This is a genomic window from Halococcus sp. PRR34 (genome assembly GCF_028617175.1).
In the GTDB taxonomy this organism is placed as follows: Archaea; Halobacteriota; Halobacteria; order Halobacteriales; family Halococcaceae; genus Halococcus; species Halococcus salifodinae.
In genome coordinates, this window is the sequence record NZ_JAQJDA010000011.1 from 23755 (window position 1) to 38121 (window position 14367).

The following is a 14367-nucleotide window of genomic DNA, read 5'->3' on the forward strand; positions in this document are numbered from 1 at the left end:
CTGGTCGGCTGATCCCGACGCCACCTACGACCACCGCGGAGGTGAAGACCACCGACCCAACTCATCGAGGCGCTCGAAGCGCGCGTCAAGGGGGACGTCCGATTCGACAGCTATACGCGAGAGCTGTACGTGATCGATACGAGCGCCTACGAGATGACGCCCATCGGTGGCTCGCCCACATCCCGCTCGCGGTTGTTGGCGATGTGCTCCCCCTGCAATGAAGGAGGTCCTTTATTGCAGCCTGCAACAAACCCACCTGCATTTATAAAGATGACACCCGGCAACAAAGACGACTCCAAAATGGCCCACTACGCCACCTACATTCGTGCCTCGACCGACACCCAAGAGACTGTCCATCAACGCGATGCGATCAACGGCGGCTCGACGAACACGATGTCGAGCCGAACGACGTTGACCGCTACGCCGACCTCGGCCATTCCGGGTCCGATCCTGGTCGCGAACAGTTCTCCAAGCTGATCGACGCGATCGAAACCGGCGAATACGAGTACGTCGTAGTGTGGGAGATCTCGCGGTTGGCACGACTCGGCAGCATCTACCAGCGGTTTTTCGAGCGCTGCGAAGATACCGGGACCACCGTGGCGATCACCGACGGGTGGGTGTCCGAAGTGCGTCTCGACGGCACCGGGAAGCTCATCGCCGACATCTCCGCTGCGGTCGCCGAAGAAGAGCGACGACGACTCATCAAGCGCATCGAGGCCGGCGTTACGAGCGCACAGGAGCAAGGGAAATGGAATCAGAACGCACTGATCGCCGTATCTTCCCGGTCGGAGAGATGAGCCTCGATCTCCGACCGTCTCCATCCGAACGGTGAGAGCACGCTTTCGGCGGCTCGCACGAGTTGATCGCGGTAGAATTGACTGTCGTACCGACTGGGGTCCTCGCTCGCGAGACATACACGCTCGCGCGACGGCTTGCTGTCGTCGACGACCACGTAGGACACGTTCTCACCGGGGTGCTTCTTCATCCCGAGGTCAGCGGCGCGTTCGAGCGCTGCGACGTTGCGAGTTTCATGACTGTACTCCTCTCGTGGCTTTGATACGCGGTTTTTGATCGCCAATTCACTCGGGTCCACCTCACCGCGCTCGACCGTCGCGACCTTCGTCGCGAGCACGTCACACACCAGTTCGGGCTCCTGGTGATCGTCGATCGCGTCGATGAGTTCTTTCTGCACCCCCTCGATAAACGCGGGTGTCGACCGCTGGCGGCACTCGATTCCCCGATATTTGTAGGGAGCATCCCCCTCCGGTGAGTCGGCTTTCTTGCCGAAATACTTCGTGAGCGCCCCGGCCTCCGAGTCGCGCATCGGTACGAACGCCACCCACTCGTACTGCGCTTCGTGCTCTAATCGTATCCCCGACTCCTCGGTGATCTGTTCAGCGAGTTCGTCGAGCGGTGTCTGCTTCTCGTGGTCGACGGCCTGCACCCAGATGCTATCGACGATCCCGTGAACCACCCGCCATCCGCCTGCTTCCAGTGCTTCTTTCGCGTCGAGCAGGATCTCGCGAGCGAACGCATTGATCGCCTCGTGGCACTCGATCCGTCCGAACTTCGCGTTGCTGAACCCTTGATAGCCAAAGCAGGAGACAAGAATCCATTTGATCGCGCTCGATCGCCCCTCTAACCCCTCACGACGATCGGGGTCGTCCATCTCCCGAATTTCGGCTTTGATCGCGTCTCTGTCGTCGATCAACGGCTGTAGCACGTCTGGCAGGTAGCCTCGCTCGTCGCAGATCGAGTAGCCGATCTCAGGCACATCTTCGCGATCACTGTGACACTCGCACCGAACCATCTCGGGGCTCACGTTGTGCTGACAGATGATGTTGGGGTAGAGACTCGAAAAGTCGAGCTCGTGGACGGCCTGATGAACACCGACGTCGGGCGCAAACGTGAATCCACCCCGATCGGCCTCGTGCAACTGGTTCATCGTCTTGAAATCCTCGTGTCGCCACGAGTTCCACGGCACCAGAACCCCGCGATCGCGCGCCTCTCGTATCTGGATCGCGGTCAGAATGTTCCCGATTGACGCCCACGCTAGTTCCTGAAGCGGCTTGCGCGACCGCCCGACGAGATCGAGACACCCATCGAGATTCGTCTCCGAGAGAAAAAACGTGTTTGAGCGGTCGATGATGACTCTCCCCGGCAGATTATACCGGGCTGGCGAATGGCCGACCTGCCCGTAACTCTCGTAGGTCGATCGGCCTGCTAACTGCTCGAATCGCGGTCGGCGGCCTAACTGAAAGTCCTCGACCTCGTACCGCTCGGCGGCCTCATACAGTGTCGGGAGCACTTCGCTCGCGTTCACGATCACCACGTCCGGGTCGATCGACCGAGTGGCCTCACGAACGCACTCGAGATTTAGCGTCGACTTCCCGCCGAACCGCTTGCCGTCGATCTGAATCTCGTCGACGTTCCCGTTCGCGAGGCGTTGCGGATCGATCACAATCTCCATCGTGGTGAGCCCGGCCGCTGGTGTCGGATCGGTATCTGTCTCAAGACAATACCGGAACTCACGCGAGAAATCCACGTTATAGAGCCGATACTCGCCGGGTGAATCCCACCCTCGGACCTCCGAAGCCACCTTCCGGACGACCTCGATCTCGTCGACGTCGACGCGAAGCACCTGCTCCGGCTCGTGGCGAAAGCCTCGTCGCCACTCCTCGATCGCTGTCCCGTCGACGTCGGGCCACATCGAGAGGTGGCCGCGAAGGTCCCCGATTCCGCTCGATTCGGTGGAGGCGTAGAAGCTCGGCGTATAGTCCTCGTCCCGTTCGCACTCGACGCCGTGCTTGGTTCGTGACCACCGCCACACCCCGCCATCGATGTGATCGAATGCGAACGCCACGCAGCTACGATCTCCCCTCGTTGGTGGCGATCGATGTCGCTTCAGGGTGGTCGTCGTTTAGATCGCGTTCGAGAGCTTCGATCCGTTCGTGGAGGTCCTGTAGCTCCTTCTCTTGCTCAAGCGCGACCGATACCAGAAGCGTCAATTCCGGTTCCTGGTGATTGAGATACCCGGCAGCATCGGCATGGGTGCGACCGTGCTCAAAGAGACGGTCGAAATGGTGCTTGTCGTCGCGACGAAGCGCCCGACGGTACTGCTGCCACCGGTCCTCCAGCGAGCGGATGACGTCGCGGTAGGTGGGGTTAGTTCGCCCCAACGGCGGCCACCTCCGGTTGACTCGTCGGCGCGATCGCCTCGGGATGGCGCTGCGAGAGCACCCGATTCCAGTAGGCGAATGTCGTCTGCATGAATCCGCTGCCGGAATAGACGAGCGTCTCGAATCCCTCACCGACGAAACGCGGCCCCTGTGACGTGAGCTCGCACTCGATCACGCCGCCCGCGACGTTCCGAATGGGTTGGCTGAACCCATCGGCTGCTGTGCGAGTGAGTAAGATCGTGATCTCTCGCTGCTGGCAGAGATCCTCAATGAGCGCGATACCCTCGGCCAGCATCCGCTCGCCTTCGCTGCTGTAGAGATCGTCACTCCGGTAGAACCAATCGAGGTCCGGTAACACAACGAGCGCCGTCTCGGTTCCGACCTGTTCGGCGAGCGATTCCAACAGGGAATAGTGCTGGTGAGCGGTGAACCCTCTCGCAATCTCGATCCGTTCGAGCACCCGCTTGCCGGGTGCGAGGCGAGCGATCGGCTGTGTGCTTCCATTGCCTCGACTGTCGACCCAGACTGCGGTCTCACCGTGGCTGTCGGTCAACAGATGGTCGACAACGAGCGACTGGAGCGCACCTGCGGTACGGTCGTCGACGTCCAAGAGGTGAATTCCCGCGTCGAGCGACGGGAGCTCTGGCACGTCCTGAATCGGTCTGTGCGACATGGATGAATCGACTCCATCGCACTAATATAGTTTCGCGGGGCAGCTTTCCGGAACTTCCACTTCCTTCCTCTCGTGATCGAACGCCTGTTCATAGAGATCGCTCGCAAGATCCTCGATCTCGCTCAGTCGGTCGGCATGATCGACGGAGCAGTTGGTCGCACACTGGGCGTAGAGCGTGTTCGAGTCGAATTGATCGTATGCGAGTCGCCCGTGACACCGCGGACACCGGAGCGGAACGTGACCTACCATCCACTCGGCTTCGTACTGTTCCTGGCGGACCCGCGCAGTAAGCGCGAGCCAGACGATCATATCCGGCGACTGCTGTCCGTTCGCGGCCTGTTTGAGTCGTCGCAGCCAGAGAGCAACGTTGCGATAGAGTTCGGCATTTTCCGGCCGATAGAACTGGTGCGTCCGCCGAAAGTGGACGAGCAGCGCCTTGCGTGACGACCTGATCGCACCCGTGGTCAATTCTCCATCGAGTTCCGTCTCGTCGACGAACGCATCTGGAACAGGCGCGCGGAGTGGTCTTCCACGTTCGTCGTAGTGGCGTTGTTCGGAAAGTTGTGCCCCGGTCTTCGGACAGAACGCAGTTGTGCCGATCATTCCCATCCTCCTCGAATCATCCGAAGCCGGTGTACTCCCGTAAGAAAGCGGGCCAGCCTTCCGGAACTTCCAGAACCCGATTCAGTCGGTGGCTACAGCCAGCCGAGCATCCGTGTGATCGTGAGTACCGTCGCGACGATCACCACGATCACCCTGACAAGTCTGAGATGGCGGTAAGCCCGCGATATTTCGTCCTCGTCTTCATCGCCAGCCTCTCGTGGACTTGCTTTACTGTCGGAGCTTTCCGTAGCGATGTAGCTTCTTACGCGGCGGATGCTGTCGATTGAGTCCATCTATTCAGATTGTCGATGCAGAGCGTTATGAACGAGAGTGGCAGGTTTCCAGAACTGCCGGAACACTACGCCGGAAGCTTATACGTGCGTCCACGTCCGTCGCCCGTTTTCTCGAGGAGATTGTAGTGAGCGAGCTTCGAAAGGTGGTTTCGAACTGTTCGATCGGTTTTCGGGTCCTCAACCCGCTCGCGGTAGTGGTCGTACAGCTCGCCCGGACTGATCGCCTCGTGCTTGCGAACGATCTCGTAGAGCTCGCGCTGGTGGGGCGTGAGCTGCTTGATGTTCTTCTGTTGGACTTCGCGTTTCCCTTCGGGGATCGCGTCGTGGAGTGTGTCGAAATCGATCTCCTCGACGTCGGCCTCCTCGGCCTGACGCGCGGCACTCCGGAGGATGCCGATCGCCACGCGTGCATCCCCCGCGGCGGCGTCGGCGATACACGCCAACTGGTCGCGGGTGAGCGCATCCTCAGCGAGTCCCCACCGTACCCGATCCTCCAGAATCGCCACGAGCTCGTCGAGCTCGTACTTCTCGAATCGGATGCGGCGTGAGGCGTGGAGGCGCGAGACGAGTCGGTTGTCGAGTTGGGCAAATAGCTCTTCCTCGCGGTTCGCAATCAGGATCATCGAAATCCCTGCCGTCCGGTAGAGGTCGTAGAGAAGGTCGTCGTCGTGGAGCTGGTCAACCTCATCGAGAATCACCACGAACTCCGGGCCGTCGTAGTTGTGCAGGCGCTCAAGAAGTGCGTCGGTCGGCGTTGACTGACGGTGGATATCCGTGGTCGGACCGATGGCTTCGAGGATTCGGTAGAGCGCGCGAAACCGGGTGTAATCCTGCCAGCAATTCACGTACTGATGGTTCAGGTCGATCACCGCCTCGCGAAGTCTGTCGAGCGCGAATCGGGCGAGACAGGTCTTGCCCGACCCGGACGGCCCGAACAGAAAGACGGTCTCGGCAGGCTCATTCCGGGTTACGGGGTCGAGTGCACCTGCCAAGGTGTTCATCTCCTGGTCGCGATGCTCCACCTCCTTCGGAATGAACTCGTCCTGAAGCACGCGAGCATCCTGAATCATACCCGAGGTGTCCCAAGCGAAGGAGTATAAACGGAGGTGTCGGGTTTCCACTTCTTCCAGAACTTCCGGAAACTGCTGGAACCAGCAACCAGGGTGGGCCGGCCATAGGCGATCAAGCACTGGAAGTACGCGTCGGTATCGGCTGGTCGTTGGTTCTTTAAGTAGTTCTGGCGACAAGGTAAAGATACGAGAGAGGTCCGCCGAGTTTTGCGCGGAATAGAATTCTACACAGACGCATCTTTCACTTCCCAGCAGCCAGTATCGCCCCCTCATTCGAGATTCGGGTTGTTCGTTCGAGGACGTTCTGCCCGCCGGTGGCGATGACGGTCTCGCCAAGCATCGCCATACTGGCGGCACCACCGTCTCGTTCGACGCGCTGTACTTGCTCAACGACGCGATCGGTCGCGAGACCGCTTCGTTGCACGAACTCCCAGGACAGGCCGAGGAGCTCTCGGAGCGATGTCTTGGGAGAGAAGCGCGACAGACTCTCCTGGCCGCACTCACGCACTCGCTCAACTGTCTGCTCGTCGTCAAGGACGGTACTGGTTGCGATCCCATCGAGCGCGGTGTACTCGAGATCGGCCGACAACTCCGAGCGCTGGAGACCCTCACCAGTGTTCCAGACGAGGCCGCCACGATCTTGGATGAAGACATCGCCGAGGCCGGTCCCGGCTTCGACCTCTGCTCGGTGGGCCGCTTCGAGGAGTTCATCGCGGCTCCGTTCGAGGTCGAACGCTTCGTTGGCAGCAAGCGCAGTGGCGAGGGTTGCGGCACCGCTGGCCCCGAATCCATACCCGACCGGAACCGACGCGGTCAGCGACACCGCTGCCGAGACATCGAGTTGCTGAAGGACGTTCTCAACGGGCTCGAAGGTAGTAGGCTCCTCATCGAGGCTGATCGATGTATCGGGGCTGGGCCTGACCGTAGCGTCGACGCCGTCCTCGATGGCGAAACTCACCCCAAGCGACCCATCTTGTGGAGATTGCGGTGGGACGAAGATCGGCGTCACGCTTCCAGGAGCAGATGCGGTTACCGATGAGGATCCTCTCGTAGCCATTGGTTGTCAGAAGCGCTCGCTCATATACAAGGTTTGGTGAGGGTCCTGTGGGTAGTGCAGAGCGCTCGGGAAACCCTCGGCTGAGGGTTTTACGAGTCGAAGAACCGATCGATCCGGTGAAGATCGACGGCGTGGTCGGTATCGCCATCAATGACGAAGTCTGCGAGAATCTCGCCGACGACAGCAGTGAACTTGAACCCGTGGCCGGTGAAGCCAGCAGCGACGTGGATGCTATCGTAGTCGGGATGGCTGCCGAGCACGAAGTGGCCATCGGATGACTCGGTGATCACGCAGGTCCGCAGCTGCATCGTCGGTCCCGCTCCATCCGGAAAGTACGCCTCGGCAAACGCGCGGTGGCGTTCCTCCTCGATGGTGGTTGGCTTCTGTGGCATTTCGTCGGGATCGACCGCGTTCGGAAGCGTCGGCTCGCGGCCGAACTTGAAGCCCGGCACGTCGTGGATCGGGAAGCCGTACCCGTCTCCGTGTTCGCCGGCGAGGCTGAACACCGGAAACGACTCCGGACGAAACTGCTCGGGTTTCTCGGGCTGGAGCCACGCCATGATCCGGCGGCACGGGGTGAGTTCCGCCGCGATCTCAGGAAAGAACTCGGCGGCCCACGCGCCCGCGGTCACCACCACGTCGTCGGCCTCGTAGCGACCCTTGTCAGTTTTCACTCGGACGCCGTCACCGGTTTCGTGCCAGTCGAGGACGCGCTCGCGGGCTCTGATGGTGGCTCCCGCGGCATGGGCCGCTTCAATGTGGGCGATCACGGCCTGTTCGCAGTCAACGAAGCCACCGTCGGGCTGGTAGATCGCCCGATGGTCAGATGGCAGGTCGTACCCCGGAAAGCGATCGTTCACCTCTGTTCCAGTGAGCACCTCGTGGTCGACGTTGTGTGCTTCCACCGAACGGCGGGCATCGGCGAACAGATCGGCGTCGGCGGAACTAGCGTGAATCGAGCCAGTGGTGGTGAGGAGGTCGCGGCCAGTCTCCGCTTCAAGCTCACGCCAGTTCTCGAAGGTCGCTCGTGCGAGCGGCACGTAGGAGGGGTCTTCGGGCTGTGTGAGCCGGACGATCCGCGTACTCCCGTGGCTCGACCCGCGGGCGTGCGGGACATCGAAACGCTCGATGCCGAGAACGTCGAGGCCACGTTCGGCGAGTCGATAGATAGCAGCGCTGCCCATGCCACCAACACCAATGACGATTGCATCGTACTGCTCGCGGGAGACGTTCATACCCCACGACGGCGGGGCAGGGAGAAATGGATTGCTGCGACTGTGGTAATCGGTGGCAAAACGATTTAGGCTCAGGATGAGTACGCTATTCATCCAGTACAGGACGACGAGAGCGCCCGGAACCAGAGTGATGTTCAGCCCATGCCCACGTTCGACGCCGACACCACGGAGATCAACGCGTTCGAAGTTGAAGGTGCGGACTTGTACATCTTTAGCCAGTATTTCGATCAGGAGGAGGTCTTCGACGAGTTGCGCGAGTGGTATGACAGCGAGCAGTATCGCTTCGAAGTGCCCACCGACGATATCGACCGGGTAGAGTCGTTCTTGGACGGGTATTTTTATGACCTCAACCGCGTGCCTCCCGATGCGATTGAGCCGTTCTGCGTAGTGAAAGAGAAGTACACCGACCACGCGGATATTCTCCGAAACTCGGTGTATCACACGAGCCGAGGGAGCAACACCGTGTTCGTGATGCAGGACCGGCTGTCAGCCGAGCAGGCGGTCGAGCAGGGCGTAACACCGCTTGCCGAGGCGAACATCAGCTTTCGCTTGTAACTGGACGGTTCCAGATGGGACCGACCAGCGGACGAATCCAATCAGGAAGGTGCTGGTGGTCTGAACTCGGCGTCAGGAGGTCCGTCCCGTTGAGGTGGGTGACGGTGTCGCTTGTGCCTCCAGTAGTGAAGCCGTTCGTGATGAGGAGGTTGGTGACTGTGACGGCTGGGTCATCTATGAGGTAGCCATCGTGATCGGCGAATCGCCGGTACATGAGGAGTTCTTCGAGGCCTTGTTTGAATGTCTGTTCCGCTCCGGAGTACTTGACTTCGCCGAGGAGGAGGGCAACGAGTTGGTCGTTGGATGTGGTGTCATACACTTCGATAACGAGATCAGGGCGACCACTGTAGAGGACGAGATCGTTGGAGTCACCAGTGAGTGTTTCGAGGGAATTGCTGTAGTCGGTGAGAGCATCGGCGTAGCGTGCGAATAGGGGGTGGGTTGGTCGATCCGTGGGATCGAGTGGCTCGTGGATGCTGAGTTTGCCGGTGCTGTCGTGGTGAATCTCGATTCGCGCATCGGATGATTCGAGGTGGGCTAAGGCGTTGTTTTGCCCGTCGATTGGCTGCAGCGAGAAACCGGATGTGTAGCGATTGAGGAGTCGGATGACCCGAAAGCAGCAGAAGAGTTCGAAGAGGGTTGGCGTCGTGTTCGGGACAATGAGCGTCTCGGCAAGGAGATCGGTAATGTCCGAGTCGAACGTATCAGCCTGAAGCCGCTGGTACGTGTCGTAGAGGGCGTATGCATCGGTATAGATGCCGAGGCGGGAGCGTCGGGCGGTATTCATGTCCTGTCCGGAGACGGAGATTGTTTGCCCGTCTCTGATCCGATTCAGGTGGACGTTCTGATTGTAGAGCCGGTTGAACTGTGCCATCTGATCGTCAGTCCAGTACTCGCGTCGCCAGTCATACTCGACAGCTTCGAGCTCATTTGTGACTGTCCGGTAGATTTCCCAGAGAAGGCGTTTGAGAACACGGTTTTCGGGAATGTCATATTCGGTGTATGGAGTATTGCAGACGAAGCGGCTGCGGTCTGCGTAGCCGGTTTCGGAGCGGGTTCGGAGCGTGGCGCTCCAGTTGATCGACCCGCGGACTTCGCCTTGAGTGTCGATGTGTTCGCGCTGGTGTTCGGTCTTGATTCGGCGGACACGGTCGGGGAGTGCGGTAACGAAGTCGCGGACGCGCTCAGTGAGGCAGAAGTGGATGCGCTTGATTCGTTCCCAGTCATTGATATCGAGGCCTTCGTAATCGAGAGACTGGGCAAGTGCGTGCGTGTTGAGTGTGCCGCTCCGGAGATACGTGCTTAGCTCTTCGGTGGTAGCGTTGACGAGTTCGTCAGCCGTGAGACTACGCGTCATTGTCGAACGTAATACCGAAGAAATCGGTCGCTTTCTGTTGGAGTAGCCCCCCGTCGAGATCAAGTGTAACGGAGCCGTCCTCGGTATCGACGTTCTGATCGGTGAGAGACCGGATGAGTTGCTTCTGCTGATCCGGCCGCATCCCCTCCAATTGTGGATACACGAGTGAGACGACAGCAGACGTGAGCGCCTCGGTGTGCGCTCCATCAGTGTCATCGTACGAGACGAGATATCGAATGATATCGTACACGATGGAGGGCCCGATAACACGATGTTCGTTGATACGTTGCCAGAGGACCGCAACGACCGGATAGACGTCTTGGAGAACAGGGCGGAGTGACTCGTCGTCGGTGAGCCAGGCGGTCGCATAATTGTCGGATCCGTCCGGATCAAGGAGTGAGGTTCGGACACCGCTATCATTGGTGAGCGGAGGAACGCCGACGTGCACGAAGTTGAAACGGCGCATGAAGGCGTACGACATTTCGTACAGCGAGGTTTTGTCGTAGGTGTTCATCGTGGCGAGTAACCGCCATGACGGCGTGACTGGGAAGGCGTCGGGGTTCCCAATGATGTCTGCGAGGTCTTCCTCGGTCGTTGCGTCAGAGAGTGAGCGGAGTTCGACGGTGCGATCACGTTCGTAGGGGAGTTCAGTCGAATCGCCGGACAGGACTGAGAAAAGTTGTCCGAATGCCTTGTCGATGTCCGAGCGATTGATTTCGTCGATGATGAGCCACTCGTTGACGACGCGGTCTTGTCGGAAGCACTTGAGGAAGAGCCGCGGTTCGAAGAGGAGTTCTTGTCCGCCATCACTTGTGGATGGAACGTACCCGCCGATCGTATCGAACGCGGTCCATTCGGAGGTCGCGGTGGTGAATCGATAATCATCGACCTGTTCGTACGTCGTCGCGGACTCGGCGATCGCCTTGGCGAGCTTGGTTTTCCCGGTGCCTGGCGGGCCAGTGAAAATGATGTGTTTCCCGGACCGTAGCGAGGCTTCGATTTCGCGCTGCAGCCGGTCGTCATCCTCGAAGTAGAGCCTGTTAGGAATAGAGATCTCGATCTCGGGAGCGGTGAGTTTCGTTGCGAGCCGATCAATCTCGTCTTGAGAAACGCCGTCTCTGATCGGGTCCTCTAAGGCAAGGATGGTTTCAAATTCGTCTTCAGTGAGGAGGAAGAGACTTCCTTGTGCCCGGTTTTTGAGTGGGGAGGAATCCTCAATCTCGGGGACTGCGGTGAGTTGATCCCAGGTGATGTCGTCGATTGAACGATTGTATTCGATAGTGACCCCCTCGACTTGCTCTTCGTACTCCTCATGTTCGTCTTTGTGGAGACCTTCCATGATGGTTCCGTCTGCGACGATTGCCCCGGTGGGATTGGACTCGTAGAACAGCACCTTGTCGCCGGGAGCGGCTTTCTCGAATGCATCGAAAATCCGGCGCTTGTTCCCTTTGCGATTGTACGCCGTGTAGAAAACATCACTGCCGTCTTCGATGCTCTCGACACTCCAAATGTCTGGATCAGCGGAGATCCAGAAGTAGTTCCTGCTCTGAGTATCCTCGTATTCAGGGATCTTCATATTTCCTACTGCGAGCAGATACTGGCCTGCTTCGGGCGTCAAATGACAGAGGTAGGCCTGAATAACCGCTCCGTTCTCGTTTAGGGGGTATCTCTTTTGTCCTTGCTTTCGTGCTGGGTCTTGAAGACTCTCTCTGATGTCTTCTAATGGAAGTGGTTCATCAAACCGCTCAGTAGTGAGGTCGGCAAAATCGTGGGTTTCCCCGTCGTATTCTTTCTGATACGGTTGATCGGTGACAGTAGAACATGCTCGAAGCGCCTGGTCGCTATAGTGGAAAAGGACATCACCAGGCTCTAAGACTGTGATGTCTCGCTGCCACTTTTGATCTTGTGAGCGAAGATATTCACCTGTTAGTTCTTCTTGATGGGTCTGGTTCACCCAGTAGAAGTCTACATCAGGTGGAACTTCACTCAGATCGTCGCCCGTCGGTTCTGGTTCTGCGAGCAGGCCGTCCCAACTCCAAATCATAGACTGCACATGAAGCATCGAGGCTTCATCGAGCCGGTCTTGAAGCTGGTTCTGAAGGTCAAGACAGGCTTGGTTCAGGTCCTGATACTGCTCGATATCGTAGCCCTGTCCAACTTTGTACCCCGCAAATTCCGCGAAAAATGCCTTCATCTGAGTATATTTGTAATGAACATACTGGTTTGGATATACAAACATGAGTAGGAATGCAGCGAACGCGAGAAGAGATCCGGGGGACGTATCGACTGAGGAATAGTAATCTCGGAACGCTTCAAGTCGTTCCCCGAGATCACCGTCTGGATCGAAGAAAAACGATAGTGTTTGTGCCGTCGACTCTGGATCCGCCAGCGAGATATCTTTGAAATCCCGCATCGCGATTCCGCCGTTGGCACCCCCGCCGAGCATATAGACGGGCACTCGATCGTCGATGCCTGTGCTTTCGTCTATGGCTTCGATCAACGGTTCGATGTCCTCTGGACCGAGGTCACTGATATCATGTTCTCTGAGAAACTCCTTTTCGAGGTGCTCACGATACTCCCACTTCCAGGTTTCCCATCCAACCGGCGAATCAGCACCCTTCTCGTATCCACCAGCCCGCCAAATCTCAACAAACCGATCAAGGAGATCGCTGATATCCCCGAACTCGATAGCGGGCTTTGACTCGCTCATCTGGGAATTCTCATCTTCCTACCTCAATAAGATTATGGAGGCTACGCTATCCCCGACGTAACCGACCAACACGAAGGAGGCGACTGCCCCACGGTATCAAGTACCTCGACCGAGAGTCGGTCGTATGGTAACAGGATGGGTCACTAACGGGACGACGACGCTCGAAGCGATAGTCAACCCGATCAACGCTGCCTGTCACAAGGGGTTCGTTCCCGATCGACTGTACATTATTGAGAATCCAAAGGTCACCGACGAGGTCGCCCGGGCAGTCGATCTGGCGACGGAGATCGTCGATGCGTACGAAGGTGATGAACTGGACATCCGGATAACCTCGATCGACAGCGAACTCGACTTCGATCGGCTCTACGCCCATACGAGGGAGGCGATCGAAGAAGTCCACGAAGACGACGGTGAGGTCGCCGTGGATTTCACACCTGGTCGGAAGTTCATGTCCGCGCTCGCGTTCGCGACCGGGATGCGCTACGATGCCGATCACGTCTACTACTTCTACTTAGAAGATACGCCTCGCGGTCGGCTCTATCCCTCCATCCCACGAACGAAGTCGCGTCTCTACGACTTTACGGAGGTGCTCTAATGCAGCTCACCCGTCCCCATCTGACCGTTCTTCTGAATGCGCTCTACGACACCGGGACGACGACGATTCCAGTCGAACATCCGAGCGACGAGGTCGGGGAGTTGTTCCGGATCGGGTTCGACGATTCGGGCGAGACGACCGTCCGACTGACGACGGATCTCAAAGAATACGCTAACGCACGAAGCAAGGTCAATAGCCAGTACGGCGAACCCGCGATTAGCGAACTCCCTGACCGGCGATCATATCTCAGTGCGTTCGTCGCTGGCGGCCTGCTCGAACCAGCCAACCAAGATGAGATCCACGGTTTTCTCACCACCAACGGCGGTCGGGATCTGAATGCGGGCCACAGGCCGCTCGTCGCTGGTTTTGACACCAATCTCGTTCCATGGCGCATCGCGGACGTACTCGGTCTCCAGTCCGACGAGCAGTCGGCTGTGAACGGGTTCGCGCTCGCTACGGGTGTGCTCGACGAACTCGAATGGGGCCACAAGCGAAGCGATACGCAGTCAGTCACCGAGGCATTCAGTGCGGATTTCGAAGAGCTCTGGAACCAGCCTGCCGGCTCCAGTCGCGAGGGACGACTCGGCGAGAACTACTACCGGCGGCTGCGTGACAGCCGGTACGCCGAGGAGGTCCCGACCGACGAAGGCGACGAATCCATCGTCGATGGCTACGCCTCATTCCAGAACGAGGGCCGCAAGGACGTCATGCTGTTCAGCAACGACCGCGATTTCATCGAACGAGCCCACGCCAACCGGATTCTCGCCCAGCGTGTCGAGTTCCCCTCGGCACTGCCGCGCAAGGTGACGACCTCGTGGGACGCGATTCAGGATACCCTCTACGTACTGTCCGTCCTGTTCGGCGTGCTCTCACTCCCGAAAGTGACGCTCTACGGCGTCTGGAAGGGCAAAGAAGGGATGGACTGGCACGATGAAGCGCTCAAACTCGACTGTCGCAGCCCGAAGGTCGAGCCGCTGATCGAACGCGACATCGCCATCATTGAGGCTCACGAGCAGATGTAGTGCCACGCTCCTGTGCCG

Annotated in this window: 14 protein-coding genes; 4 read left to right on the top strand and 10 right to left on the bottom strand. The window is 58.7% G+C overall.

The features are described 5' to 3' along the window. Nucleotides 1–260: 260 nt before the first annotated feature. Nucleotides 261–797: a recombinase family protein gene (locus tag PHA81_RS13405; RefSeq protein ID WP_273837261.1), complete on the top strand. Its 537-nt coding sequence runs from the start codon at nucleotides 261–263 to the stop codon at nucleotides 795–797. Here PHA81_RS13405 and PHA81_RS13410 read toward each other — a convergent pair. The 8 genes from PHA81_RS13410 to solA form a co-directional block, all read right to left on the bottom strand. Next, a complete protein-coding gene (locus PHA81_RS13410; protein WP_273837113.1) occupies nucleotides 755–2863 on the bottom strand; it encodes a type B DNA-directed DNA polymerase in 2109 nt (702 codons plus the stop codon). The two genes, PHA81_RS13405 and PHA81_RS13410, sit on opposite strands and share 43 nt — an antisense overlap. 4 nt (nucleotides 2864–2867) lie before the next feature. After that, nucleotides 2868–3179: a hypothetical protein gene (locus PHA81_RS13415; protein WP_273837115.1), complete on the bottom strand. Its 312-nt coding sequence runs from the start codon at nucleotides 3177–3179 to the stop codon at nucleotides 2868–2870. Then, the gene (locus PHA81_RS13420) at nucleotides 3166–3852 is read right to left on the bottom strand and encodes a hypothetical protein (protein WP_273837116.1); all 687 of its coding nucleotides are present in this window, start codon (nucleotides 3850–3852) and stop codon (nucleotides 3166–3168) included. The genes PHA81_RS13415 and PHA81_RS13420 overlap by 14 nt, the downstream gene beginning before the upstream one ends. A gap of 21 nt (nucleotides 3853–3873) precedes the next feature. Continuing rightward, nucleotides 3874–4455 carry a hypothetical protein gene (locus PHA81_RS13425; protein WP_273837117.1) on the bottom strand — a complete coding sequence of 194 codons (582 nt, stop codon included), beginning with the start codon at nucleotides 4453–4455 and terminating at the stop codon, nucleotides 3874–3876. Nucleotides 4456–4547: 92 nt separating this feature from the next. After that, entirely contained in the window at nucleotides 4548–4748 is a 201-nt protein-coding gene (locus PHA81_RS13430) for a hypothetical protein (protein ID WP_273837119.1), read from the bottom strand. Nucleotides 4749–4813: 65 nt separating this feature from the next. Beyond that, nucleotides 4814–5818, bottom strand: a complete 1005-nt coding sequence (locus PHA81_RS13435; protein ID WP_273837121.1) for a Cdc6/Cdc18 family protein — start codon at nucleotides 5816–5818, stop codon at nucleotides 4814–4816. 241 nt (nucleotides 5819–6059) lie between these two features. Then, a complete protein-coding gene (locus PHA81_RS13440; protein ID WP_273837123.1) occupies nucleotides 6060–6776 on the bottom strand; it encodes a GHMP kinase in 717 nt (238 codons plus the stop codon). A gap of 188 nt (nucleotides 6777–6964) precedes the next feature. Further along, nucleotides 6965–8110, bottom strand: coding sequence for an N-methyl-L-tryptophan oxidase (gene solA / locus PHA81_RS13445; protein WP_273837125.1), 1146 nt, complete (start codon nucleotides 8108–8110; stop codon nucleotides 6965–6967). Nucleotides 8111–8251: 141 nt separating this feature from the next. Here solA and PHA81_RS13450 point away from each other — a divergent pair, with 141 nt between their 5' ends. Continuing rightward, nucleotides 8252–8665, top strand: coding sequence for a hypothetical protein (locus PHA81_RS13450; RefSeq protein WP_273837126.1), 414 nt, complete (start codon nucleotides 8252–8254; stop codon nucleotides 8663–8665). Here the strand turns inward: PHA81_RS13450 and PHA81_RS13455 are convergent. Further along, on the bottom strand, nucleotides 8649–10022 hold the full coding sequence (locus PHA81_RS13455; protein ID WP_273837128.1) for a hypothetical protein: 1374 nt from the start codon (nucleotides 10020–10022) through the stop codon (nucleotides 8649–8651). The genes PHA81_RS13450 and PHA81_RS13455 overlap by 17 nt on opposite strands. Next, entirely contained in the window at nucleotides 10012–12732 is a 2721-nt protein-coding gene (locus PHA81_RS13460) for an AAA family ATPase (RefSeq protein WP_273837131.1), read from the bottom strand. Before PHA81_RS13460 ends, PHA81_RS13455 begins: the two co-directional genes overlap by 11 nt. A gap of 124 nt (nucleotides 12733–12856) precedes the next feature. On the opposite strand from PHA81_RS13460, the gene PHA81_RS13465 reads away from it, so the two are divergent. Next, the gene (locus PHA81_RS13465; protein ID WP_273837132.1) at nucleotides 12857–13327 is read left to right on the top strand and encodes a CRISPR-associated ring nuclease; all 471 of its coding nucleotides are present in this window, start codon (nucleotides 12857–12859) and stop codon (nucleotides 13325–13327) included. Further along, a complete protein-coding gene (locus tag PHA81_RS13470; protein WP_273837134.1) occupies nucleotides 13327–14349 on the top strand; it encodes a PIN domain-containing protein in 1023 nt (340 codons plus the stop codon). Before PHA81_RS13465 ends, PHA81_RS13470 begins: the two co-directional genes overlap by 1 nt. Nucleotides 14350–14367 lie beyond the last annotated feature (18 nt).

Coding starts and splice junctions, on each gene's coding strand:
- PHA81_RS13420 (WP_273837116.1), bottom strand. CDS start 3,852: ATGTCGCACAGACCGATTCAGGACGTGCCAGAGCTCCCGTCGCTCGAC.
- PHA81_RS13425 (WP_273837117.1), bottom strand. CDS start 4,455: ATGATCGGCACAACTGCGTTCTGTCCGAAGACCGGGGCACAACTTTCC.
- PHA81_RS13430 (WP_273837119.1), bottom strand. CDS start 4,748: ATGGACTCAATCGACAGCATCCGCCGCGTAAGAAGCTACATCGCTACG.
- PHA81_RS13435 (WP_273837121.1), bottom strand. CDS start 5,818: ATGATTCAGGATGCTCGCGTGCTTCAGGACGAGTTCATTCCGAAGGAG.
- solA (WP_273837125.1), bottom strand. CDS start 8,110: ATGAACGTCTCCCGCGAGCAGTACGATGCAATCGTCATTGGTGTTGGT.
- PHA81_RS13450 (WP_273837126.1), top strand. CDS start 8,252: ATGCCCACGTTCGACGCCGACACCACGGAGATCAACGCGTTCGAAGTT.
- PHA81_RS13455 (WP_273837128.1), bottom strand. CDS start 10,022: ATGACGCGTAGTCTCACGGCTGACGAACTCGTCAACGCTACCACCGAA.
- PHA81_RS13460 (WP_273837131.1), bottom strand. CDS start 12,732: ATGAGCGAGTCAAAGCCCGCTATCGAGTTCGGGGATATCAGCGATCTC.
- PHA81_RS13465 (WP_273837132.1), top strand. CDS start 12,857: ATGGTAACAGGATGGGTCACTAACGGGACGACGACGCTCGAAGCGATA.
- PHA81_RS13470 (WP_273837134.1), top strand. CDS start 13,327: ATGCAGCTCACCCGTCCCCATCTGACCGTTCTTCTGAATGCGCTCTAC.